19 protein-coding genes are annotated in these 24,713 nt (G+C 68.9%); 13 read left to right on the forward strand and 6 right to left on the reverse strand.

The features are described 5' to 3' along the window. Positions 1 to 42: 42 nt before the first annotated feature. From ABZV58_RS29925 to ABZV58_RS29950, 6 genes are read right to left on the reverse strand one after another with little or no spacing between them, the layout of a single operon-like run. A complete protein-coding gene (locus tag ABZV58_RS29925; RefSeq protein WP_355003532.1) occupies positions 43 to 903 on the reverse strand; it encodes an SAM-dependent methyltransferase in 861 nt (286 codons plus the stop codon). Beyond that, positions 900 to 2,429, reverse strand: a complete 1,530-nt coding sequence (locus tag ABZV58_RS29930; RefSeq protein ID WP_355003533.1) for an NAD(P)/FAD-dependent oxidoreductase — start codon at positions 2,427 to 2,429, stop codon at positions 900 to 902. Before ABZV58_RS29930 ends, ABZV58_RS29925 begins: the two co-directional genes overlap by 4 nt. After that, on the reverse strand, positions 2,426 to 3,004 hold the full coding sequence (locus ABZV58_RS29935; protein ID WP_355003534.1) for a hypothetical protein: 579 nt from the start codon (positions 3,002 to 3,004) through the stop codon (positions 2,426 to 2,428). Before ABZV58_RS29935 ends, ABZV58_RS29930 begins: the two co-directional genes overlap by 4 nt. After that, positions 3,001 to 3,231 carry a hypothetical protein gene (locus tag ABZV58_RS29940; protein WP_355003535.1) on the reverse strand — a complete coding sequence of 77 codons (231 nt, stop codon included), beginning with the start codon at positions 3,229 to 3,231 and terminating at the stop codon, positions 3,001 to 3,003. Before ABZV58_RS29940 ends, ABZV58_RS29935 begins: the two co-directional genes overlap by 4 nt. Before the next feature lie 10 nt (positions 3,232 to 3,241). Further along, on the reverse strand, positions 3,242 to 4,168 hold the full coding sequence (locus ABZV58_RS29945) for a metallophosphoesterase (RefSeq protein ID WP_355003536.1): 927 nt from the start codon (positions 4,166 to 4,168) through the stop codon (positions 3,242 to 3,244). Then, entirely contained in the window at positions 4,165 to 10,623 is a 6,459-nt protein-coding gene (locus ABZV58_RS29950) for an SDR family NAD(P)-dependent oxidoreductase (RefSeq protein WP_355003537.1), read from the reverse strand. The genes ABZV58_RS29945 and ABZV58_RS29950 overlap by 4 nt, the downstream gene beginning before the upstream one ends. A 386-nt stretch (positions 10,624 to 11,009) precedes the next feature. Here ABZV58_RS29950 and ABZV58_RS29955 point away from each other — a divergent pair, with 386 nt between their 5' ends. The 13 genes from ABZV58_RS29955 to ABZV58_RS30015 all read left to right on the forward strand — a co-directional run bounded on the left by ABZV58_RS29955 (position 11,010) and on the right by ABZV58_RS30015 (position 24,609). Further along, positions 11,010 to 11,453, forward strand: coding sequence for an SRPBCC family protein (locus ABZV58_RS29955; protein WP_355003538.1), 444 nt, complete (start codon positions 11,010 to 11,012; stop codon positions 11,451 to 11,453). Between the two features lie 34 nt (positions 11,454 to 11,487). Beyond that, the gene (locus ABZV58_RS29960; protein WP_355003539.1) at positions 11,488 to 12,177 is read left to right on the forward strand and encodes an ABC transporter ATP-binding protein; all 690 of its coding nucleotides are present in this window, start codon (positions 11,488 to 11,490) and stop codon (positions 12,175 to 12,177) included. After that, the gene (locus ABZV58_RS29965; protein ID WP_355003540.1) at positions 12,174 to 14,669 is read left to right on the forward strand and encodes an FtsX-like permease family protein; all 2,496 of its coding nucleotides are present in this window, start codon (positions 12,174 to 12,176) and stop codon (positions 14,667 to 14,669) included. Before ABZV58_RS29960 ends, ABZV58_RS29965 begins: the two co-directional genes overlap by 4 nt. A gap of 18 nt (positions 14,670 to 14,687) precedes the next feature. Further along, on the forward strand, positions 14,688 to 15,185 hold the full coding sequence (locus tag ABZV58_RS29970; RefSeq protein WP_355003541.1) for a hypothetical protein: 498 nt from the start codon (positions 14,688 to 14,690) through the stop codon (positions 15,183 to 15,185). Positions 15,186 to 15,282: 97 nt separating this feature from the next. Then, positions 15,283 to 16,779 (forward strand): sulfatase-like hydrolase/transferase, encoded by a 1,497-nt coding sequence (locus ABZV58_RS29975; protein WP_355003542.1) that lies wholly within the window; start codon positions 15,283 to 15,285, stop codon positions 16,777 to 16,779. Positions 16,780 to 16,912: 133 nt separating this feature from the next. Then, positions 16,913 to 17,284, forward strand: coding sequence for a hydrogenase maturation nickel metallochaperone HypA (locus tag ABZV58_RS29980; RefSeq protein WP_355003543.1), 372 nt, complete (start codon positions 16,913 to 16,915; stop codon positions 17,282 to 17,284). Then, complete coding sequence (hypB, locus tag ABZV58_RS29985; RefSeq protein WP_355003544.1) at positions 17,245 to 18,114, forward strand: hydrogenase nickel incorporation protein HypB; 870 nt, start codon at positions 17,245 to 17,247, stop codon at positions 18,112 to 18,114. The genes ABZV58_RS29980 and hypB overlap by 40 nt, the downstream gene beginning before the upstream one ends. 83 nt (positions 18,115 to 18,197) lie before the next feature. After that, on the forward strand, positions 18,198 to 19,253 hold the full coding sequence (locus tag ABZV58_RS29990) for a hydrogenase expression protein HypE (protein ID WP_355003545.1): 1,056 nt from the start codon (positions 18,198 to 18,200) through the stop codon (positions 19,251 to 19,253). Positions 19,254 to 19,263: 10 nt separating this feature from the next. Continuing rightward, positions 19,264 to 21,060, forward strand: a complete 1,797-nt coding sequence (locus ABZV58_RS29995) for a nickel-dependent hydrogenase large subunit (RefSeq protein WP_355003546.1) — start codon at positions 19,264 to 19,266, stop codon at positions 21,058 to 21,060. 3 nt (positions 21,061 to 21,063) lie between these two features. Then, entirely contained in the window at positions 21,064 to 21,987 is a 924-nt protein-coding gene (locus tag ABZV58_RS30000) for a NifU family protein (RefSeq protein WP_355003547.1), read from the forward strand. Next, complete coding sequence (locus ABZV58_RS30005; protein ID WP_355003548.1) at positions 21,984 to 22,616, forward strand: DUF5947 family protein; 633 nt, start codon at positions 21,984 to 21,986, stop codon at positions 22,614 to 22,616. Before ABZV58_RS30000 ends, ABZV58_RS30005 begins: the two co-directional genes overlap by 4 nt. Continuing rightward, positions 22,613 to 23,260 (forward strand): DUF6084 family protein, encoded by a 648-nt coding sequence (locus tag ABZV58_RS30010; RefSeq protein WP_355003549.1) that lies wholly within the window; start codon positions 22,613 to 22,615, stop codon positions 23,258 to 23,260. The genes ABZV58_RS30005 and ABZV58_RS30010 overlap by 4 nt, the downstream gene beginning before the upstream one ends. Continuing rightward, the gene (locus tag ABZV58_RS30015; protein WP_355003550.1) at positions 23,257 to 24,609 is read left to right on the forward strand and encodes a hypothetical protein; all 1,353 of its coding nucleotides are present in this window, start codon (positions 23,257 to 23,259) and stop codon (positions 24,607 to 24,609) included. Before ABZV58_RS30010 ends, ABZV58_RS30015 begins: the two co-directional genes overlap by 4 nt. Positions 24,610 to 24,713: the final 104 nt, after the last annotated feature.

The following is a 24,713-nucleotide window of genomic DNA, read 5'->3' on the forward strand; positions in this document are numbered from 1 at the left end:
GTTCCGACGTGCGTGCGGCACGCTGGCACATGAATCGCTCACTCATGCGGCGTCCTGCCACCGCGAGTTCGCCAACCGCACCGCACCGCACCAGGAACGGGAGCGTTCGGGCTGTCGACGCAATCCGGTCTCCGGTACCCACCGCCAAGGACGGAACTGCAGCGGCGCCCGCTTCCACCGCGCGGCCGCGCGGAAGGTCGAGCGAGCCACGTCGACCGACCAGCCGTCGTAGAAGTCCAGACTGGACGCGAAACGCCAACGCGCGGAGCCGAGTTGGCGGCCCATCGTCAGATTCACCGCGCGCAGCATCACGGGTGACCAGTGGTCCAGCACCCACCAGCGAATTCCCGTTTCCCGCAACGTGTCCGACAACACTCGGACCTGCCGCGGTTCGAGGTAGGGCAGCAGTCCTTCGGTCAGCACGAGCACCGAGCGAGCGCCCGCGGCGGCCTCGGCGAGGAACTCCGCGCACGCCGTCCGGTCGGTGACGTCGACGGCGCGGGTCAGCAAGCGGCAGTGCGGATCACGGTCCGCCAGCTGGGCCGACTTGTACGCGATCAACTCGGGCAGATCCGCCTCGTGCCAGGTGAGCTCGTCGGGCAGGCGCAGCCGGTAGGGGCGCGTGTCCAGGCCCGCGCCGAGGTTGATCACCCGATCGCACCCGCGAGCGAGCGACTCGACCACGATGTCGTCGACGAGCTTGGTCCGCACGACCGTCGGCCAGTGGTTGCGCGCGCCGGGAGGCAGGATGTTCGACGAGGCCAGGCTCTCCCCTGCCGACCCGGCGAGAGTGGCCGCGAGCGGATCGTCGAACAGGGCGTCCGGCCGCGCCGACTCCATGGCCCGGTATATCGCGACCCACCGTGCTGTCTCGGAAACATCACGGATCGATGGCGTGGTCATGAAGCCTCCCGCTCGCGGTCGTCGCGGTCACGTTCGGCGACCGAGGTGAAGTCGTAATGGTCGAGCGAGACGCTCCGCACGCGGCGCCGCGCCTCGGCACTGCTCGTCGGACGGAACAGTGGGGTATCGCCGCGCGCGTCGAAGTACCAGGTGTGCACGCCTTCGCAATTGGAGTGGTAGAAGACCGAGGACTGTTGCCGCTCGATCATCTCCCGCACGTAGCGGTCGTAGGGTTCGGGTTTCACCGCCACGCGGGTCGCGCCGCGCCCACGAGCCTCCGTGACGCAGCGGATCGCGTGGTCGACCGAGTCCTCGACGCTGCCGAAGAACGTGCCGGTCTGGGCGTAGAGACCGAGCACGGTGAAACAGTTCGGCCAGCCGGGCAATGTCACGCCCTCGTAGTGGCCTTTGGGATTGGTGTCCAGGAACGTACCGAGATCGGCGCCGCCGACTCCGGTGATCGGGAATTTCGGTTGGTTGGAGCGCTCCAGCACCTCGAATCCGGTGGCCAGGATCAACGAGTCGATCGCGTGGTGCCGTCCGTCGGCGGTGGTGATTCCGTTCTCGGTCACCGCGACGATGTCGTCCGACACGAGTTCGACGTGATCGCGGGCGAAGGTGCGGTAGTACCTGTTCGACAGCGTCAGGAACTTGCAGCCGAAACCGTAATGGGGCCTGAGCTTTTCCCGCAGCGCGCGGTCGCGAATCTGCACGCGCATCGTGAGCAGCGACATACCCTGCAGCAAGGTCATGAAGGCGGGGAGTTTGAAACGGAAGATACAGGTGTAGATGAGTTCGAGCCAGACGAGCACCGCCCAGCGCACCGGGCGCAGCAGCCAGGGCGCGGCACGGAAGGCGCGCCGGACGATCGTGGGTATGCGGAAATCGGGCTTGGGTATCACCCAGATCGGCGTGCGCTGGAAGATGACGAGCCGCTCGGCGCGATCGGCGAGTTCGGGAATGATCTGAACCGCCGACGACCCGGTGCCGATCAGGCCGATCCTCCTGCCCGCGGGCGAATAGCCGTGATCCCAGCGGGCGCTGTGGATCACCGGGCCCGCGAACGTGTCGAGACCGTCGATCGCCGGGACTTTCGGTCGGCCGAGACCGCCGTAGGCGACGATGAGATACCTTCCGCGCACTACGCCGCGACTGGTCTCCAGCCGCCACGAGTGCTCGTCCTCGTCGAACGCCGCGGCGAGGACCTCGGTGCCGAGCCGCAAATGCGCTCGGACGCCGTACTTCTCGGCGCAGTGATCGGCGTAGGCCTTCATCTCGTGACCTTTGGCGTACACGTACGCCCAGTCCGGATTGGGCTCGAACGAGAAGCTGTAGCCCCAGGTCGGAACGTCCACGCCGACATCGGGATAGGTGTTGTCCCGCCAGACGCCGCCGATGTCGTCGGCCTTGTCGACCACGAGGAAATCGTGGATTCCGGCTTGCCGCAGCTTGATCGCCGCGCACAGGCCCGCGAATCCGGCCCCGATGACGACGACTTCGTAGCTGTCGTGCTGAGCTGTGGTCACGCTGGTCCCCTCCCGCGCAGTATTCGCCACCGTCCGTGCGGCGCCGCGTGGTCGCGCGGCCGCTCGGGAGCGGTGGAGTGCTGGGCGCCCATGAGCAACCCGGTGATCTGATCCGCGAAGAGGTCGGCGGTGTCGAAGTCCTCGCGTGTCATGAGTTCGTTGACGACGCCGCCGACCACCTCTGGCGGCGTGATCTCGAGCAGTGTCGCGATCACCGCGGGATCCAGGTACGGCGCCGCGTCCGCGAGCACCTCCGGTCGCACGCCGGTCAGCATCGCGGTCGATTTCGCGCCTCGGCCCGCCAGCACTCCGCCGCTGAGCGACCGGCCGAGCATGCGCGGGGGCAGGACACGGGTCGCGAACGGGACGCCCAACCGCAGCGGCGCGAGTCGGCCGAGCCGGATGATCCGCCGGTAGGACACCGGGTAGCGGCCGTGCAGGTAGCGGGCGATGTGTTCGCGCAGCGCCGCGACCTCGCGGGCCCCGAGGGGTTCCAGATAGTCGATGCGCTCCACCGGCACGTGCAGCAGGTCGGCCAGCTTTCGCAGCTGGATCGCGGTCGCGCGGGCGCTCATCGCCGCCTCCCCAGCAGCGCCGCGCGCACGACGACGCGGGCGCCCCACGGCATGCGCTGAAGCCGTTCGCGCAGCTCGGTGTCGGCCGCGGCGCGATCCCGCTGCGGCGCGCCCTGGACCAGCATGAGCAGATCGGCGAGCCGAGCGGGGCTCAACTGCCGAAGGGCGGGTTGGTCCACGCCGAGCGCCTGCTCGAATGTGGTTCTGGTATCACTGATCTCGGTCATCGTCGCCTCCTCACTTGCCGACCGAAGTACGGCGGGCCATCGAGCGCGCCAGCCGCAAGGCTCGATCGGCGGAGCGCCGACCGAGACGACCGGCCGGACGCGCGAGATCCGCGGGCTCCGGAACGATCTGGCGCAACAGCGGATCGGGCAGACCACGCGTTCGCCATTCGCGCGGATAGCCGACGGAGACCTCCTCGAACCGCACCCCGTCGAAGTAGTCGGTCCTGCGGATGTGCAGGTGCCCGTACACCACGCACCGCACGTTGTAGCGGCGATGCCATTCAGCGGTGAGCTCGGTGCCGCACCACATCGCGAACTCCGCACGCAGCAGCCGCTCGACCGGCCCGCGGATCAGCGGGAAGTGGTTGATCAGCACCAGCGGCACCGCGGGATCGAGGGCGTCGAGCCGGCGACGTGTGTACTCCACGCGCCGTCGGCACCACTGCTCCCGCGACTCGTGCGGCGCGTGGTCGAGCAGCTGCTCGTCCGTCGCCACCGTGCCCCGGGCCTCGGCCAGCGCCAGGCCTTCGTCCTTGGTCCGCGTCCCTCGGGGCAGGAAGGTGTAGTCGTACAGCAGGAACATCGGCGCGAGCACAGCTGGTCCGCCGGGACCGGTCCATACCGGATACCGATCCTCCGGCGTCACCACGTCGATCTCCCGGCAGATCTCGACGAGGCGCCGATATCGTCCCTCGCCGCGCTGCGAGACCGGATCGCGCGCGGTGGTCCACAGGTCGTGATTGCCGGGGACCCATACGACTTTCTCGAATCGTTCGCGCAGCGTGGACAGTGCCCGCCGCTGCGCTTCGGGCTTCTCCGCGACGTCGCCCGCCACGATCAACCAGTCACCGCGCGAGGTGGGCCGGATGCGGTCGAGCAGGTCCCGGTTGCCGGGATGACCGAGGTGCAGGTCGCTGACGGCGAGTACTGCGTTCACAGCACCGCGCCACTGACGGCGCCGATCCGGCCGACCGCGGTGGTGAGGCGGCGCAGCAGATCCTCGGGGACCTCGCGGTCCTCGTGCAGCGCCGCCAGCCGATCGAGCAGCATCTCCACCTCGGCGACGATCGGGTCGCTGAGTTCCGCGTCCTGCGGGGTGACCTGTTCGAGCACATGCCTGGCCAGCAGGTTCACCGTCGGATACTGGAAGATCACCGAATTCGCCAGCTTCACACCGGTCATCGCCCTCAGGTGCGCGCCGAGTTCGATGGAGCTGAGCGAGTCGATGCCCAGCTCGGTGAATTCGCGATCCGGCTGTACGGCGTCGGGTGAGGAGTAGCCGAGCACCATCGAGATCGGGGTCTTGAGCAACTCGACCACCACCTCGTGCTGCTCGGCCGGACTCAGGCCCGACAGCCGCTTGGCCAGCTGCGACGCGTCGCCCATCTGCTGGGTGGCACGCGGCCTCGTGTGCAGCAGCGCCCGGAAGAACGGTGGCAGTTCGGCCACCGAGGCGGCCACCCGCAGCAGCGACAGGTCCATCCCGATCGGCAGCACGTTCGGCCTGCCAGTCTGCAGTGCGGCGTCGAACAGTGCGAGTGCCTGACCGGTCGGGATCGGGGTCACGCCCATCCTGCGCAGCCGGGCTCGATCCTTCTCGTCGAGCTTGCCGGTGTTGGAGGTGTCCTCGGACCACCAGCCCCACGCCATCGACGTGGCGGGCAGCCCGCGGTGGTAGCGGTGCCGGGCCAGGGTGTCCAGGAAGACGTTGGCCGCACCGTAGTTGGCTTGACCGGCGTTGCCGAAAGTACCCGCGGCCGAGGAGAAGAGCACGAACATCGACAGGTCCGCGCCTTCGGTCAGCTCGTGCAGGTACCACGCGCCGCCGGCCTTGGCGCGCAGGACCTTGTCCAGGTGCTCGTCGGTGAGCGCGTCGAAGGTCGCGTCGGCGAGTGCGGCCGCCAGATGGATCACCGCGCCGAGGGGATGGTTGGCGGGCACGGCGTCGAGCACCGCCCGCAAGGCGTCGCGATCACCGGCGTCGCATTGTGCGACGGTGACCCGGGCCCCCGCTTCGGCGAGCTCGGCGACCAGTTCGGCGACCCCTTCGGCCTGCTCCCCGCTGCGGCTGGTCAGGATCAGATGCCTTGCGCCATACGCCGAGACCAGGTGGCGGGCGATGATGGCGCCGATGGTCCCCGTCCCACCGGTGATCAGCACCGTGTCGTCCGGATCGAAGGGCTTCGGCCAGGTGAGCACCACCTTGCCGATGTGCTCGGCCTCGCTGAGATACCGGACGGCGGTCGCGGCATGGCGAACGTCGAAGCGGGTCAGCGGCAAAGGCGCGAGGTCGCCGCGCTCGAACAGGTCGGCGAGCTCGGCGAGCAGACCGGCCAGCGTGTCCACGGCCAGATCGCCCAGCTCGAAGGAGGCGTAGTCGGTTCCGTGCGCGGCGCGCACCTCGTCGGGATCGCGGACGACGTCCCTGGCGATCTCGACGAATCGGCCGGCACCGCCGAGCAATCCGAGGGAATGCTCGGTGAATGTGTCCGGCAGCAGATCGAGTACGACGTCGAAGCCGCCCGCGGCGGCGAACCGCGCGGCGAACCCGTCGGATCGCGAGTCCGCGATCCGGTCGTCGCCGAAGCCCATCCCCCGCAACGCGTCCCACTTCGGCTCGGCCGCGGTGGCGTAGCTGTCCAAGCCCAGATGCGCGGCGATGTTCAGCGCGGCCATGCCGACGCCGCCGGTGGCCGCGTGGACGAGCACCTTCTCCCCGCGGCGGGCGCCCGCGACATCGCGCAACGCGTGCAGCGCCGTCACATAGCCGACCGGCGCGGCGGCCGCCTGCGCGAACGACCACGCGGCGGGTACCGGCGCGAGCAGTCGCTGATCGACGACCGCTGTCGCGGCGATCTCGCCGAACAAGCCGAAAACCCGTGCGCCGGGCGCGAATCGGGTGACGTCCGGCGCCGTCGCGACAACCACGCCCGCCGCTTCGTGCACCAGGCGAGCGGGCCGTCCGGCGGGTGCGTCGAGGCCGGTCAGCGCGACCGGGAAGGACAACCCGGCCGCCCGGACCGAGACGACGACGGTTCCCGGCGCGAGCGCGGAGCCGTCGGGTTCGGCCGACTCGGACAGCGCAATGTCGTCGAGATTGCCGGAAGCCGGGATCTCGAGCCGCCACGGACCGGCCAGCCGAGTCCCCTGCGCCACTGCGGATTCGAGTCCCGAGCGGATCCGGCGGGCGTAGAAGTCGCCGCGGCGCACGGCCAGCTCGGGTTCGTCGGTGTGCAGCGCCGCGGCGATCTGCCCGAGTGAGATCCCGGCTTCGTCCACGTCGATCTGCACGATGCGGTCCTGATACTCGGACTGGGCGCTGCGCACCAGCGCCCAGACGGTCGCGCCGACCATGTCGGAGATGTCCTCGGCGGCGCCGACCGACTGCACGCCGCGCGCGAGGACGACCAGTTTCGTCTCGGTGAAGCGTTCGTCGGCGAGCCACTCCTGCACCAGTTTCAGCACCGCCGCCAGTTCGGTGCGCACCATCTGGTTCAGGTGCGCGCCCGGCTCACCGCCCACGGACGCCGCCATGCGCGGCAGCAGCACGACCTTCGGCGCCGCGGCGCCCGCCGCCATGTCCGCGCGCAACGCGTCGAGATCGGGATACGACGGAAGTTCCGCCTCGCCCGAGATGCCGAGCGGAGGCTCTCCGACGATCACCCATTCACCCTGGGCCGCGGCGAAGTTCATACGCTGCACGGGAGTGGCCAGCCACTCGACGCCGAACAACGAGTCCTGCCGTTCCGCCAGCCCGCGGGTGGCGAGCTTGCCGACGGACACCGAGCGAACCTGCAGCGTGCCCGCGGCGACCACCTTGCCGGTCGTGTCGGCGAGCACCCACCGCACCCGATCCGCGCCCGCCGGTGTCAGTTTGCAGCGCAGTGCGCGGGCGCCGACGGCACGCAGCTCCACCCGTTCCCACGCGAACGGCAGGGCCAGGCTGCCCGGTTCGGACGGCAGCAGCGCCGCGGAGGCGGCGACGGACTGCATCGCGGCGTCCAACAGCGCCGGATGCAGGCCGTACTTGTCCGCGTCCGGAACCTGCTCGGGCAGCGCGACTTCGGCGAAAACGTCTTCACCCCGCTTCCAGACCGCCTTCATGCCCTGGAAGACCGGACCGTACTGGTAGCCGAGGGCGGCCAGGGTCTGGTACGCGTTCGCGGGCTCGACCACCGACTGCGCGCCGACCGGCGGCCAGAGTTCCAGGCCGGGCGCCTCGGTGTCGTCGGGTTTGCCCGCCGCGCTGAGCTGGCCGTCGGCGTGCAGGCTCCACTCGACCTGCCCCGGCGCCTCGTCGGTGTTCTCCGGCCGCGAGTAGATCGCGACCTTCCTGCGTCCGGATCGCTCGAGCTCGCCGACGGTCAGCTGGAGCTGCACCGCGCCTTCGGCGGGCAGCGTCACCGGCGTGTACATGGTCAGCTTCGCCACCCGCGGGGTGCCGAGCTTGTCGCCCGCGTGCAGGGCCAGTTCGAGCAGCATCGCGCCGGGAACGAGGACGTTGCCGTGCAGCGCGTGATCGGCCAGCCAGCCGTGCGTCGCCAGCGAAAGGCGGGTGCTGAACAGGAATCGGTCGGCGCCGGGGTTCTCGGCGACCGCGCCCAGCAGGGGATGCCCGGCATCGGCCAGACCCAGCCCGCTCGGCTTGCCGCCGCCGGAACCCGCGACGCTCGACAGCCAGTACTTCTGACGCTGAAAGGCGTAGGTGGGCAGGGGAACCGACCGCGCGGCGCCCGCCGGGTAGAGCCGCGACCAGTCGGGCGAGACACCCTTGACGTGGGCTTCGGCGACCGAGGTGAGGAAGCGCTCCATGCCGGCGTCCTCGCGCTTCAGCGAGCCGACGATCAAGCAGGACTCGGCGAACGGCCCGACATGATCGAGCGACTCGTGCACGGCCGAGGTGAGGACCGGATTGACGCTCATCTCGATGAAGGCGTTGTATCCGGACTGGAAGGCAGCCTGCAGTCCCTCGTCGAATTGGACGGGCTCGCGCAGATTGCGGAACCAGTACTCCGGACCCAGGTTCGCGGTGTCCAGCTCGTCGGCGGTCACGGTCGAGAAGAAGCGGATCGGGGCCGAGCGCGGCGAGACCGAGCGCACGGCGGCCTCGAGCTGCTCGCGCAGCGGGTCCACGTGATCGGTGTGCGCGGCGTAGTCGACCGGAATGATCTTGGCGCGCAGACCGTCCCGCTCCGCCGCCGCGACGACTCGCGCGACCGCCTCGGCCCCACCGGCGATCACCGTGGTGGCGGGCGAGTTGATCGCCGCGATATGGATGTCCTCGACGCCGCTCATGAGCTCGCGCACCCGCGCCGCCGGTGCGTTGATCGATGCCATGCCGCCGGACCCGGGAAGCGCGCGCAACGGCTTGCTGCGCATGGTCACGATCCGCGCGGCATCGGCGAGCGAGAGCGCGCCCGCCACATACGCCGCGGCCACCTCGCCCTGCGAATGACCCAGTACCGCTTCGGGTTCGATGCCGACCGACCGCCACAGCGCCGCCAGCGCCACCATGGTCGCGAACAGCGCGGGCTGCACCACGTCGACACGGTCGAGCGTCGGCGCGCCGTCGACCTCGTTCAGCACATCGGTCAACGACCAGTCGACGAACTCGGCGAACGCTTCTTCGCAGGCGCGAATCTCGGCGGCGAACACCGGGGACTCGCGCATCAGCCGCGCGCCCATTCCCGCGTACTGCGCGCCCTGACCGGGAAACACGAAGCACACCCGGCGATCGGGCAGCGACTGCCCACGAATCGGGCCCACCGGTCGGCTTTCCGCCACCGCGGCGAGTCCGGCGAGCGCGTCGACGCGATTGGCGCCGAGCACGACCGCGCGATGCTCGAACGCGGTCCGGGTCGTGCCGAGTGCGTAACCGAGGTCGTGCAGCCCGAACTCGGGATGGTCCTGGATATGGCGGGCGAGCGCGCCCGCCTGGGCGGCCAGGGCTTCCGGCGTCCGGCCCGAGACCGGCAAGACGGCGGTAGGCAACGCCGCGTCGGCGGGTCGCGCCGGTTCGGCGGGCGCGGGCGGGGCCTGTTCGAGAATGACGTGGGCGTTGGTGCCCGCGATGCCGAACGACGACACGCCCGCCCGGCGCGGCCGGTCACGCTCCGGCCAGGCCACGGTCTCGACCGGGACCTCGATGGCGCCGCTCGACCAGTCGACGGCCGAGGTCGGTTCGGCGAAATTGACGGTGCCCGGCACAGCCGCGCGGCGCATGGACTCGACGACCTTGATGACACCCGCCGCACCCGCGGCGGCCTGGGTGTGTCCGAAGTTGCCTTTGATCGAGCCGAGCAGCAGCGGCTTGCCGTCCGGGCGCCGCGGGCCGAAAGTGTCGAACAGCGCGGCCAATTCGATCGGATCGCCCACCGGCGTACCGGTGCCGTGCCCCTCGACCATGTCGATGTCGTCCGGCCCGAGACCAGCGTCGGCCAGTGCCGCGCCGATCAGTTTGCGCTGCGCCTCGGTACTCGGGACGGTGAGCCCCTTCGTCGCTCCGTCCTGGTTGATCGCGCCGCCGCGCAGCACGGCGAGCACTTCGTGACCGTTGCGTCGCGCGTCGGAAAGCCGTTCCAGCACAAGGACTGCCACGCCTTCGGACATGCAGAATCCGTCCGCGTCGGCGGAATAGGGCCTGCTTCGGCCTTCCTTGGAGATGGCGCCGTGCTGGCCGAGCGCGTAGAAGCCGGTGAGCGTGGACATGATCGAGACGCCGCCGGCCAGCGCGAGAGAGCATTCGCCGGACTTCAGCGCCCGCGCGGCCAGGTGCATCGCGACGAGCGAGGACGAGCAGGCCGTGTCCACGCTCATCGTCGGGCCTTGCAGGCCGAGGATGTAGGAAACGCGTCCCGACAGCACGCTTTGGCTGACGCCGAGCGACACATAGCCCGGGTCGAGATCCTTTTGTCCTGGAATGAGGTAGGCGTAGTCGCCGCCCATCGCGCCGATGTAGACGCCGGTGTCGCTGCCGCGCAACCGATCGGCGTCGATCCGCGCGTCTTCGATTGCCTGCCAGGCGGTTTCGAGGACCATCCGCTGCTGCGGATCCATCGCCTTCGCCTCGCGTGGGCTGATTCCGAAGAACTCCGGATCGAATTGCCCCGGCTCGTCGATGAATCCGCCCATCGGCGCCATCGCGGCGGCGACCTCGGGCGACGCCATGTCCGCCAGCTCGGTCATCGCCCGGTCACCGGGGAATTTGCTGGAGGTGTGCTTTCCCGCGACCAGGAACTGCCACAAGGATTCTGGCGAATCGATTCCACCAGGAAACCTGCATGCCATTCCCACGATGCCGACAGAATCGTCCGAAAAAGAATCGCGCGTCATAAACGCCCCCGTATCGATAATCCATGCCCTATCGGCACAAGTGAATGAACATGACCCCATGCGAGAGAAGAATCCCGGAAATCTTTCCCCACCACGTCCGGCGCCGGAAAGGGTACCCCCACAGCGTCGGCAAGATCGACGGTCCACGCGTCGGACCCCGATGTCGCGACGAATCTAACACCAGTTTTCGCCGCCCGCAACGGATCCCGGCGACGCTTTCGGCGATAGCTTCGCGCTATTCCATAACGCCTTCATGCCATTAGTTTCTCGTTACTGTTACCGCCAGTCACTAGCACGCTGCGATCCCATATGTAATCCTCGATTCATTCGCGCCGTGAAGCGCCGAGTCCGGGCATGCCCGACGCGTCACGGAGACCGGCGCGTACTGTCACATTGGGGGGCTTCGTATCCCCGCACGCTCGGCGAAATACCTTTGGGAGGGGTTAATGGCCGGCTTCGAGATAACGCAAGAGCTGGACGTCAGCGCCACGCAGATCTACTCGATCATCGCCGACACCGGCACCTGGGGCGATTGGTTCATGATGCACGACGGCTTTTTGGAAGACCCGCCCGAACACATGACCGTGAACTCCACACTCGTGCAGAGCATCCGCATGCTCGGCATGACGCACCGGCTGGAGCTGACCATCACCGCGTTCAAACCGCCTATGCAGCTGGTGTTCTCGGGAAGCAGCCCCGCCGGGGTGTCGTGCGAGTTCAGCTTCGGGATCCAGCGCATCCCCGGCGGCTGCAGCCTGACCATCGCGGGCGATTTCGCGGGCCCGATGGTGAACGGCCAGCTCGGGCAGGTGATCGAGCGGGACGCCAGGCAACTGCTCACCGACTCGATGCACAAGCTCGAGGCGATGACCGGATCGGCGGGCCGATGACACCGGAAGCTGTCGCGGCGGCCGGGAGGTGCGAGTGCTCGCGTTGAGCGACGTCGTCCGTACCTATCACCTCGGCAGCCAGAGCGTGCGCGCACTCGATGGTGTGAGCATGAAAATGGAAGCGGGACAGTTCGTCTCGATCGTCGGCCCGTCCGGCGCTGGCAAGAGCACCCTGCTGCACCTGCTCGGCGCGCTGGATCGCCCGGACGAGGGCTCCATTCGGTTCCGCGACGAGGAGCTCGCGCACCTCGACGACGACCGGCAGTCCCGATTCCGGCGTCACCACGTGGGATTCGTGTTCCAGTTCTTCAATCTGCTTCCGACGCTGTCCGCGTGGGAGAACGTCGCCGTACCGAGACTGCTGGACGGCACCCGGCTGCGCGCCGCCCGCACCCGAGCACTGGAGCTGTTGGATCTCGTCGGCCTCGGCGACCGCGCCGAGCACCGCCCCGCGGAACTGTCCGGCGGCCAGATGCAGCGGGTGGCCCTGGCGCGGGCGCTGATGATGGATCCGCCGCTGATCCTGGCCGACGAACCGACGGGCAATCTGGACTCCAAGACCGGCGCCGACATCCTGGCCTTGCTCGCCGACATCGCGCACGCCGAGGATCGCGCGGTGGCCATGGTCACCCACAATCCGGACGCGGCGGCCGCCACCGACCGGATCATCGGCTTGGCCGACGGCCGCATCGTCACCGACGAACTCGCGGCGGGTTCGCGATGAGGACGGTCGTCGATCGGTGGCGGATGTTCGGCTTTCGCGAGTTCGCCGTCCACCGCGGCCGCGCCCTCGCGTCGGCGACGGTGACGGCGGTGTCGGCGGCGTTCCTCGTCGCGGTCTTCGGCATCTTCGGTTCGCTGACCGGATCGGTCGATCGGCTCGTCGGCGGCCTGGCCGGCTCCGCGACCCTGGAGGTGTCCGGCATCACCGACACCGGGTTCCCCGCCGCGGTGCACGCCGCTGTCGCCGGAGTCCCGGGTGTCGGCACCGCCGTGCCGATGGTGCGCGACGTCGTTCCCACCCCCGCGGGGGACGTGCTGCTGATCGGCACCGATATGAGCGCCACCGCGCTGGAAAGCGATCTGCAACGGGCGCTGCAAACGCACCTGAACGCCCTCGCCGCCACTCCCAACGGTGTCATCGTCGGCACCGGAGTCGGTGCGGCAGTGGGTGATTCACTCCTGCTGGCCAGTACCGAGGTCACCGTCGCCGGTGTGGTGCGCGACGGAAGGGCGGCGCGTCTCAACGAGGGCCGCTTCGTGCTGGCGGCCCTGCCCGTCGCCCAGCGGGTGACCGGCCACGCCGACCGCATCGATTCGGTCCTGATCGTTCCCGCCGCCGGAGCGGACGGCGCCGCCGTGCGCGCGGCGGTCGAAGACGCGGTGGACGGCCGCGCCGTGGTGGCCGCGCCGAGCCTGCGAGCGGTGCAGGCGGGCAACGGAATCCGGATACTGCAGTACATGATGCTGATGGGGGCGGCGCTGGCGTTCATCGTGGCCGCGTTCCTCATCTACACCACGGTGACGATGGCGATCGCCCAACGCCGGGCGACCATCTCGATGCTGCGCGCCGTAGGCGGACGCGGGCGGACGCTGGTGGCCGATCTGCTCGTCGAGGCGTTTTTGGTCGGCGCGATCGGCGGCCTGATCGGGTCGGCGCTCGGAGCCGTACTCGGCCGTCTGGCGGTCGGCACCCTGCCCGCGGCGCTCATGCAGTCGGTGGAGGCGCGGACGGTGTACATCCTTCCGCTGTACGCGATTCCGGTCGCGGTTCTCGCCGCGGCCGGTACCAGCGTGGCCGCCTCGGCGGTCGCCGCGCGGCAGGTGTACAAGGTGTCGCCCGTCGAGGCGCTCGCTCCGGTCGGCGCGTCCACCGCGGACCGTATTCCGGCCTGGCTGCGGTGGGGCGCGGCGGTCTCCGCGATCGGGTCGGTGACGATCGCGGTCGGGCTCGCGGTGCTGCGGCTCGGCGAGTTCTTGTGGTCGGGGATCGCGCTGTCGATGTTCTTCGGCGCGAGCGTCACGCTGTGCTTCGCGCTGTCCGAGCAGCTGGTCCGAGCCGCTACCGCGGTGGCACGGCGTCTCGGCCACGCGGGCGAACTGGCGGCGGCGACGCTCGAGCGCGCGCCGCGGCGGGTCTGGGCGACCCTCATGACGGTCTTCATGGCGGTCGCGGTCACCGTGACCATCACCGGCTCGAACGGGGATCTGCTCGGGTCGGTGCGCGATTCGGTGACACCCGCGGGCGGTGTCGACGTCTGGGTGGCTTCGCACTCGCCCGACCAGCTGCCCACCGGCCCCACGCTGCCGGACGACCTCGCCCCCACGATCGCCGGACTTCCGGGCGTGGCGCGGGTCAGCGAAGGGCAAGTCGCGTACGCGACGCTGGGCGAACACAAGATCGCGCTACACGGACTCGGCGAGAACGCGGCCAGCCCGCTGTTCGACGACCTCGATCCGCGGACCCGCGCCGACATCGTCGCCGGACGCGGCGTCGTGCTCTCCAGGGATCTGAGTCGCACCCTCGAACTCGAGGTCGGTGACGAGCTCACGCTGCGCACGCCGGGCGGAACACAGCGCACCGCAGTGCTGGCCGTCGTGCCGTACTTCACGACCCTGTCCGGCACGGCCGGCATGGGTTCGGCCCAGATGCGGGACTGGTTCGACCGGCCGGGGGCGACCGTTTTGCAGGTCGAGGGCGCCCCGGGGACCGATGCCGACCGGCTTCGCGAGTCGATCCGCGCGGTCACGCCGGATCGGGTGCACGTGTACTCCAGCGAGGAGTCCACCGCGGGCGTCGAAAGCGCCCTCCGGCAGGGCATGGCGGTGAGCAACGCCCTGTGGGTGATCGTCGCGCTCATCGCCGCGATCGCCCTGCTCACCACGCTGACCCTGTCGGTCCTGGAACGCCGCCGCGAGCTCGGTGTGCTGCGAGCGATGGGCTCGAGCCGCAGGCTCACTCTCGGCATGGTGCTGGCCGAGGCGGCGAGCGTCGGGATCGTCGGCGGCGGCCTCGGGCTGTTGTTCGGCATGGCGAGCCAGTACTTCTTCGACCGGCTCAGCGTGGACATCATGAACATCGACGTGGCCTACCGGCCGAGTGCGGCGGCATTGGTCTTCGCGGTCGGCGCGGTCGCGCTGAGCTTGCTCGGCGCCGTCCCACCGGCGATCCGGGCGGCGCGTCTGGACATCATCAAGGCCGTCGGCGTCGACTGACGGCCGGAAGGAACGACCATGCGCAGGCAACCATTCCCACGCGCCCGCGTTCTCCTCGTCGCGGCGGCGATCGTCGTTGCTGGATGTGGAGATTCGGGCGGCGACTCCCCCGCCCAGCCCGCCTCCGTCAGCAGGACGCAGCAGGCGAGCGACAAGCCACCGGTCCCGCTGCCGAGCCCGGCCGAACTCAACGCTGGACTCGGCATCGCCTTGAATCCCGCCACACCGGCGGACCAGAAGCTCACCTTCGTGCAGGGGGCGGAGAACGACCCGGATCTGATCGCCCGAGTGACCGAGGCGGCCACGAAGAACGGCGTCACCATGACGGTGACGCAGGTGGAGTACACCGGCGGCGAGACCATGCAGGCCCGAGCGACGTTGTCCGTCAACGGCACACCCGTCGAGGGCCAGTCCGTGATCCCCTTCGTCGCCGAGAACGGCCGCTGGAAACTGCAGAAGGCATGGGCTTGCCAGATGCTCGCCAACGCCCAGACCACCTCCCCCAGCTGCTCCTAGGAGGGCTCGCCGCTGCACCGGGCGCTTGACTGACCTTTCGTTCGTAAGTGAAGATATCGTCAATTGCGTGTGCAGTCGGCGAAAGGTTGTGTCCCACATGCCCGAACGAACGATGGTCGGCCGCCGCGAGGTGCTCGCCATGATGGCCGCGGCGCCCGTGCTGGCGGCCGCGCCCGTCCCGCGCGCGGTGGCCGCGCCCTCGTCGCACCGCCCGAACATCCTGGTCGTCATGACCGACCAGGAACGCGCGGACGTCACGTTGCCGCCGGGATTCACCCTGCCCGCACGTGCCCGAATAGCGTCTACGGGAGTGCGTTTCGCCATGCACCACACCCCAACCGCGCCGTGCTCACCCGCCCGGTCGACGTTCTTCACCGGTCGGCAGGCGCCCGTCACCGGCATGCTCGACAATGTTCGCGGCAGCGAGCCGATGGGGGCGCTGCTCGGCGCGATGGAGGCGTTCAGCCCGAACCTCGACACGACCATCCCCACGCTCGGCACGGTTCTGCGCGACGCCGGGTACCGCACCGCCTACATCGGCAAATGGCATCTGTCCGATCCGGTCGGCACGGAGCTCACGGCACTGTCGCGGTACGGGTTCGACGAGGCGATCGACATCCTGTCCGGCGGCGGGCCGAACGAGGGAATGCACGAGGATCCCGGGGTCGTCGACCATGCGGTGGACTGGCTGCGGCGACGCGCGGGCACTCCCGAGCCGTGGCTGTGCGTGGTGAGCATGGTCAACCCGCACGACATGATGTTCTGCCCGCGCTTCTACCGGCTCGAAGACGTTCCCGACTACGGCGCGGACGTACCGGCGAACTTCGAATCCGACCTGTCGACCAAACCTCGTGTGCAAACCGCTTGGCGCACAGCGAATTCCATTGTCGGCGGCGTGATGCCGGAGGAAACAGCCTCCCCGCTCGCCCAACGGCAGTGGCGGCAGTGGGGCAACTGGTACCTCGAATTGTTGCGCCGCACCGACGAATTGATCGACCGGGTGCTCGGCGCTCTCGACGACAGCGGCGCGGCCGCCGACACGGTCGTGGTCCGGGTCGCCGACCACGGGGAACTCGGTGGCGCGCACGGACTTCGGCAGAAGGGGGCGATGATCTACCGCGAGAACAACCGGGTGCCGCTGGTCATCGCCGACCCGCGCAACCCCGGCACCCACGGGACGACCGCCACCGGCCTGACCTCGCACGTGGACTTGGTGCCCACCCTCGCCGCGCTGGCCGGAGCCTCCGCACAGGCGCTCGGCCCGGTCGCGGGCCGTGACCTGACGCCGCTGCTGGCCGACCCCGGTCGAACGGTGCGCGAGGCCCTCCTGCTGACCTCCGACGCCAAGTCCAGCGGCGGTCTGCTGCCCGGCGTCGGCTACTGCCTGCGCGGGGCGATCACCTCGCGCTACAGCTTCGCCCGATACTCCACACCGGAGAACCTGTCCGGACCGCGCGCGGAGTTCGAGTACGAGCTCTACGACCGTCAGGAGGACCCGCTCGAGCTGCGCAACCTCGCCCACTCCGGCGGCGCCGCGAACCTGGTCGCGGAGCTGAACGACCTGGTGGATTCCCTCATCGGCCAGGAGTTGTGAGGGCGGCTCACCTATCGATTCGCCGATCCGCCACCATACCGCCGGTCGAGCGAACGGATTCTCCGATACGACTCCGCCCCATGTGCCACGGAGTAGCCTCGATAAGGGTCATATCCCAAAAGCCGAGGCCACGATGCACGAAATGGCGATAACTCGAAGTGTCGTCGACGCCGTGTGTGAGCATGCGGCGGGACGACGGGTGCACAGCGTCACCGTAGAGGTCGGCGCGCTGTGCGCGATTGTGCCCGAGGCGATGCGGTTCTGCTTCGAGCTGGCGACCGAGGAGACCGTGGCGGACGGCGCCGAGCTGGTCGTGCAGACCGTGCCCGGCGCCGCGATCTGCCGCTCCTGCGGCGCCGAGTTCGCCCTCGTCGACCTGATCCTGCTGTGTCCGTGCGGTAGCGCCGACGTCGAGATCAGGTCCGGGCGGGAGCTTCGAATCCGAACGATGGAAGTGAGCGAACCATGTGCGCGACCTGCGGATGCGGCGACTCGACAGCCATGATCACGGTCCTGCGTGACCACCCGCACGAGCACGACCCCGACCACCGGCACGACCCCGACCACCAGCACGCGCACGGCCACCACCACGGCCACGAGCACGACGACGCGCACGGCCACGAGCACGCGGATCACGTGCACGTGCCGATCACCGAAACGGTGACGTTGGAGCAGAAGGTGCTGGCCAAGAACGACCGGCTGGCCCAGCACAACAGAGAACGGCTGCGGCGCGGCGGCATCGTGGCGCTCAATGTCACCAGCTCGCCGGGAGCCGGTAAGACGACGCTGCTCGAGCGGACCATCCGCGATCTCAGCGATCGCCCGGTCGCGGTCGTCGAGGGCGATCAGGAGACGCTGCTCGACGCCCAGCGAATCAAGGCGACGGGGTGCCGGGTCGTGCAGGTCAATACCGGAGCCGGTTGCCATCTCGATGCCGAAATGATGCGGTATGCCCTGGACGAGCTCGATCCCGCGCCGGGCACGCTGCTGTTCATCGAGAATGTCGGCAATTTGGTCTGCCCCGCGCTGTTCGATTTGGGCGAGCTCGCCAAGGTCGTGGTGTTCTCGGTGACCGAGGGCACGGACAAACCGCTGAAATATCCGCACATGTTCGCCGCGGCCGGATTGGTGTTGGTCAACAAAATCGACCTGATTCCCTACGTCGATTTCGATCTGGACCGGTGCGCCGAATACGCGCACTCGATCAATCCCGGCGTGCCGATCATGCCGGTCTCCGCGATCACCGGCGAGGGCTTGCCGAGCTGGTACACATGGCTTTCCGGACAGATGTCGCCGCCGTCGGCGTCCCTTGAGGAAGCCTCCAGCCCCGCCTAGACTGACGTGACGAGTGTCACATTCCGGACGGTTTTCTGAATCAGAAGCCTGTGCGGCGCTCCAGCTTCGAAAGGTGGCATCTCATGCCGACTAAGGAAGCAGTCAAAGCCGAAGAAACGCTGATCCACGTTCTCTGGATCAACGCCGGCCTCAGTTGTGACGGTGACTCGGTGGCGCTGACTGCCGCCTCCCAGCCCAGCATCGAGGAGATCGCCCTGGGTTCGCTCCCCGGTCTCCCCAAGGTTGCCGTCCATTGGCCGCTGATCGATTTCGAATGCGGTCCCAACGGTGGGGCCGACGATTTCCTGGAATGGTTCTTCCGCGCCGACCGCGGCGAACTCGAACCGTTCGTCCTCGTGGTCGAGGGATCGATCCCCAACGAGCAACTCAAAACCGAGGGTTACTGGTGCGGGTTCGGCAACAACCCCGAGACCGGCCAGCCGATGACGACCAGCGAGTGGCTGGATCGCCTCGCCCCGAAAGCCACCGCCATCGTGGCCGCCGGTACCTGCGCCACCTACGGCGGCATCCACGCCATGGCGGGCAACCCGACCGGGGCGATGGGCGTGCCGGACTACCTCGGCTGGGAGTGGCGGAGCAAGGCCGACATTCCCATCGTCTGTGTGCCGGGGTGCCCGATCCACCCGGACAACCTCTCCGAGACCCTGACCTACTTGCTCTACATGGCCACCGGCCAGGCGCCGATGATCCCGCTCGACGACGCGCTGCGGCCCAAGTGGCTGTTCGCCGCGACCGTCCACGAGGGATGCGATCGCGCCGGGTACTACGAGCAGGGCGACTTCGCCACCGAGTACGGATCGCCGAAGTGCATCGTGAAGCTCGGCTGCTGGGGTCCGGTCGTGAAATGCAATGTGCCCAAGCGCGGTTGGATCAACGGCGTCGGCGGCTGCCCCAACGTCGGCGGTATTTGCATCGGCTGCACCATGCCCGGTTTCCCGGACAAGTTCATGCCGTTCATGGACGAACCGCCCGGCGGCAAATTCTCCTCGGCGGCCTCTGGACTGTACGGGTCGGTGATCCGCAGCCTGCGCTCGGTCACCGGCCGCACCGTGGACAAGGAGCCGCGCTGGCGGCACCGCGGCGAGAAGCTGGAAACCGGCGCGACGCGCACCTGGTAGGAGGACTTCGATGACTCAGATCATTCCGGAGCCGTCACACCGCACGATCGACCCGAACGCCCTCGTGGAGATGGCGTGGGATCCGATCACCCGGATCGTCGGCAGCTTGGGTATCTACACCAAGATCGATTTCGAGAATCAGCAGGTCGTGGAGTGTCACAGCACCTCGTCGATCTTCCGCGGCTACTCGATCTTCATGAAGGGCAAGGATCCGCGCGACGCGCACTTCATCACCAGTCGCATCTGCGGCATCTGCGGCGACAACCACGCCACCTGTTCGTGTTACTGCCAGAACATGGCCTACGGCGTGCAGCCGCCGCACTTGGGCGAGTGGCTGGTCAACCTCGGCGAAGCGGCCGAGTACATGTTCGACCACAACATCTTCCAGGAGAACCTGGTCGGCGTGGACTTCTGCGAGAAGATGGTCTCCGAGACCAATCCCGGCGTACTCGCCCGCGCCGAGCGCACCGAGGCGCCGCACGCGGAAAGCCACGGATACCGGACGATCGCCGACATCATGCGGGCGCTGAACCCGTTCAGCGGCGAGTTCTACCGCGAGGCGCTGCAAGTCAGCCGGTACACCCGCGAGATGTTCTGCCTCATGGAGGGCAGGCACGTGCATCCGTCGACGCTGTATCCGGGCGGTGTCGGCACCGTCGCCACCATCCAGCTGATGACCGACTACATGACGCGTCTGATGCGGTACGTGGAGTTCATGAAGAAGGCCGTGCCGATGCACGACGATCTGTTCGACTTCTTCTACGAGGCACTGCCCGGCTACGACAAGGTCGGTCTGCGCCGCACGTTGCTCGGCTGCTGGGGTTCGTTCCAGGATCCCGAGTTCTGCAACTTCTCCTACAAGGACATGGAGGACTGGGGTCGCAAGATGTTCGTGACTCCCGGTGTGGTGGTGGACGGGAAACTGCTCACGACCAGCCTGGTCGACATCAACCTCGGCATCCGAATCCTGCTGGGCAGTTCGTATTACGACGACTGGACCGACCAGGAGACATTCGTGAAGACCGATCCGCTGGGCAATCCGGTGGATCGGCGCCACCCGTGGAACCAGCACACCAACCCCAGGCCGCAGAAGCGCGACTTGGAGGACAAGTACAGCTGGGTGATGTCGCCGCGCTGGTTCGACGGCACCGACCACTTGGCGCTGGACACCGGCGGCGGACCGCTGGCACGGCTGTGGTCCACGGCGCTGGCCGGCCTGGTCGACATCGGCTACGTGAAGTCGACCGGGCACAGTGTGCAGATCAACCTGCCCAAGACCGCACTGAAGGGGCCGGTCGAACTCGAATGGAAGATTCCGTCCGTCGGTAGCAACACCATCGAACGCGACCGCGCCCGCACCTACTTCCAGGCTTACGCGGCGGCCTGCGCCCTGCACTTCGCCGAGAAGGCCATCGAGGAGATCCGGGCCGGGCACACCAAGACCTGGGAGCCGTTCGAGGTGCCCGAGGAGAGCATCGGGTGCGGTTTCACCGAAGCCGTACGCGGCGTCCTCTCCCATCACATGGTGATCAGGGACGGCAAGATCGCCAACTACCACCCGTATCCGCCGACGCCGTGGAACGCCAGCCCGCGCGACAGCTTCGGCACACCGGGCCCCTACGAGGACGCGGTGCAGGGCCAGGCGATCTTCGAGGAGAACAACCGCGAGAATTTCAAGGGCATCGACATCATGCGCACCGTGCGCAGTTTCGATCCGTGCCTGCCGTGCGGCGTGCACATGTATCTCGGCAAGGGAAAGACGCTGGAGAAAGTGCACTCCCCCGCCCAGACGCTGACCCCGGAGTAGCGGATGGCGCGCCCGCAGCGGGAGATGGGAAACGGACACGGCGAGGCAGCAGTCGACGACGATCGCTGGCGCGGTGCGGGCGAACGCATCGAAACGCTGCTCGAATCGAGTTCGGTGGGCGGCGTCGCGGCCAGGGAGCGGGCCGAGGAATTGGTCCGCGAGGTCGCCGATCTCTACGGCGCGGGCCTCGAGCGCATCGTCGGCATGCTCGACGACGCGGCGCTCGAACGTCTGGCCGGGGACGACCTGATCGCGAGTCTGCTGCTCGTGCACGGGCTGCACCCGCACGACGTGGCGACGCGGGTGCGCACCGCGCTCGACAGCGTGCGGCCCTACCTCGGTTCGCACGGCGGCGACGTCTCGCTGATCGAGATCGAGGACGGGATCGTGCGGCTCGAGCTGGCGGGCAGTTGCCGCACCTGCCCGTCGTCGTCGGTGACGCTGGAATTGGCCGTGGAGGACGCGGTGCGCGCCGCCGCGCCCGAGATCGAGGCGATCGAGGTGGTCGCGGCGGCCGCGGAGACGGGCTCGGGGGTGATCGCGGCGGAGTCGTTGTTCGCGCGCGTGCACGGCCCGCAGTCCGGCAGCTGGATCGCCGTCCCCGAACTGGCGGCGATCGGGGCGGGTGAAGTCGGCGGGTTCGCGGTGGCCGGTGTCCCGGTGCTGGCCTGCCGGGTCGGCGACGAACTGTTCGTCTACCGCGACCGGTGCGGCGCCTGCGGTCGTTCGATGGCGGGCGCGGTCCTGCACCGACGCCTGGGCTTCCCCGTGGGCGACGCCGTGCTGCGCTGCCCGGCGTGCGGCGCGCATTTCGACGCGGTGCACGCCGGTGCGCGGGTCGACGGCGACGGGCACCTCGAACCGCTGCCGGTGCTGGTGCGCTCCGGTGAGCTGTCGGTGGCGGTGCCCGCGGAGGTGCCCGGATGACCTCGGCGTTCGGCGTGTTGCGCCGCCTGACCGCGCCGCGACCGCCCGCACCGGCGGGCGAGCGCTGCGAGATGTGCGCGGACCCGATCGGCGAAGCCCACCAGCACGTGGTGAATATCGAAGGCAGACAGCTGATGTGCGTCTGCCGCGGCTGCTATCTGCTGTTCACCGACCAGACCGCCGCATTGCGGTACCGCGCGGTGCCGGACCGCTACCTGTCGTTCCCGGACGTGGTCATCGACCAGGACGAGTGGGACTCGCTCGAGATCCCGGTCGGTCTGGCCTTCTTCTTCCGCAATTCGACGCTCGAGCGCACCGTCGCGTTCTATCCGAGCCCCGCGGGCGCGACCGAGTCCGAACTGCCCTTGCCGCGCTGGCGCGCGATCCTGGACCGGCACCCGGAGATCGATATCGCGGCCGACGATGTCGAGGCTTTGCTGATCCGCATGCCGCACCGCGGCTGCCCCAGGGCCTGCCTGTTGTTGCCCATCGACGCCTGCTACGAGTTCGTCGGCCGGATGCGGTTGCTGTGGCGCGGGTTCGACGGCGGCCAGGAGGCGCACCACTACATCGAGGAGTTCTTCACCACGATGTCGGCGCGGGCGCGAACCGAGAGGGGCGCGCGATGAGCCCGGCCTACTCGATCACCTTCGGCGTCCTGGACATCCGGCCCGAACCGTACTCGGCGACGCCGACGCTGTCGGCGCGCGTCGGGATCGCGGCGCTGCACGAGGAGCCCGTGCACGCCATCGCGCTGCGCGCGCAGGTCAGGATCGAACCGCGCCGCCGTTCCTACACCGACGAGGAGGCGGCGGGGCTCACCGACCTCTTCGGCGCACGGGAACGGTGGCACGACACGCAGCGATCGTTCCTCTGGATGCACTGCGCGACAACGATTCCCGGGTTCACCGGCGGCGCGGAGGTGGATCTGCCGTTGCCGTGCACCTACGACTTCGAGGTCGCGGGATCGAAGTACCTGCACGCGCTGCGCGAGGGCACAGTGCCGTTGCTGTTCCTGTTCAGCGGCACCGTGTTCATCAGGGGCGCGGGCGGTTTCGCGGTGCAGCAGGTGCCGTGGGATCGCGAGGACAAGTTCGACATGCCGGTCTCGGTGTGGCACGACCTGATGGCCGCGCACTTCCCCAACTCCGGCTGGATCCGGCTGTCCCGCGAGACGCTCGACGCCCTGTCGGCCTACAAGCACGAGCGCGGGCTCCTCGGCTACGACGACGCGGTGACCAAGCTGCTCGCCTCGGCCCAGGAGTCGACGTGAGCACCCCTCGCTCGGTCCGGTCCGCGCGCGCCAGGGCGCGGGCGGTCGCCGACGCAGTCCTGTACGAGGGCTACCTGCTGTACCCGTACCGGGCGAACGCGCGAAAGAACCAGTGCCGCTGGCAATTCGGCGTCCTCGGTCCCGAGGGCGCGGCGCACGCCGGTCTCGGTGAGGATTCGATGCTGCGCGCACAGTTCCCGGTCATCGCCGACGGTGACTGCACGCTCGTCCTGAGCGTCCGGTTCCTGCAATTACAGCGGCGCACCGTCGAAGATCGCCACGGAACTCCGGTGGCCGAACTCGATGTCGGCGGGCGCATGCTGATCAGCTGGGACGAGGCGGTCGAGCACGAGATCGAGCGCGGGCCGATCCCGCTGGCGGACATCGTGTTCGATGTGTCCGTCCCGGGCGGCGTCGACGCCGAGGACGTGCACGACGCCGCGGGCGCTGTCGCGGGACGGCTGGTGCGCACCCGGCGGCCGCTCGACGGCCGGGTCGAGGTATCGGTCGACGAGCTGCCCGGTTGTCACCGCGTCACGATCACGGTGCGCAATTGCGCCGCCGCCCAGCCGAACTCCGACGATGCCCTCGCGCACTCGCTGCTGGGCACGCATGTGATCGCCGAACTCGACGGCGGCGAGTTCGTATCGCTGCTGGAGCCGCCGCCCGAAGCGGCCGCGGCGGTCGAACAGTGCGACAGGCACCGCTGCTTCCCGGTCCTCGCCGGGCCGCCCGGCGACCATGGTCTGCTGCTGATCTCACCGATCATCCTCTACGACCACCCGGAGATCGCCGAACAGAGCGAGGGCCCGTTGTTCGACGCGACCGAGATCGACGAGATCCTGACCCTGCGCGTGATGGGCATGACCGACGAGGAGAAAGAGCAGGCCCGCGCCACGGATCCGCTCGCGGCGCGGATCGTCGACCGCTGCGACGCCACCACGGCCGACCAGCTGAACCGGCTGCACGGCGTGCTGCGCGAACCGGCGAACCCGCCGCGCGTGCTGCCCGAGGTGCCGGACGGTGTCGACTGGTGGGACCCGTTGGCCGACAACGCCGTTCGTCCCGATGCCGACGCGGTCGCCGTCGCGGGCGTGCTGGTCAGCCGAGGCAGCCGGGTACGTCTGCGCCCGGCGCGGCGCGCCGACGCCCACGATCTGTTCTACGACGGCGAGCTCGCGCGGGTGGTGTCGGTGCACGAGGACGTCGACGGCGACGTGCACGTCGGAGTCGTCGTCGAGAACGACCCGGCCGCCGACCTGCACGAGTGGTATGGCCGCTACCTCTACTTCGCGCCCGACGAGATCGAGCCGATCGACGGGCCTTCCGAGGAAGGACGAGACGAATGAAAGGAGAGTCGGCCATGGACACGGTGGGAGTAGTCGCGATCGCACTCGCCGCAGTGATCGGAGGTGTTCTCACGGTCGTCGGGGTGCGGTCGATACCGGACATC

The sequence above is a fragment of the Nocardia sp. NPDC004654 genome (assembly GCF_040609595.1).
Taxonomy (GTDB): domain Bacteria; phylum Actinomycetota; class Actinomycetes; order Mycobacteriales; family Mycobacteriaceae; genus Nocardia.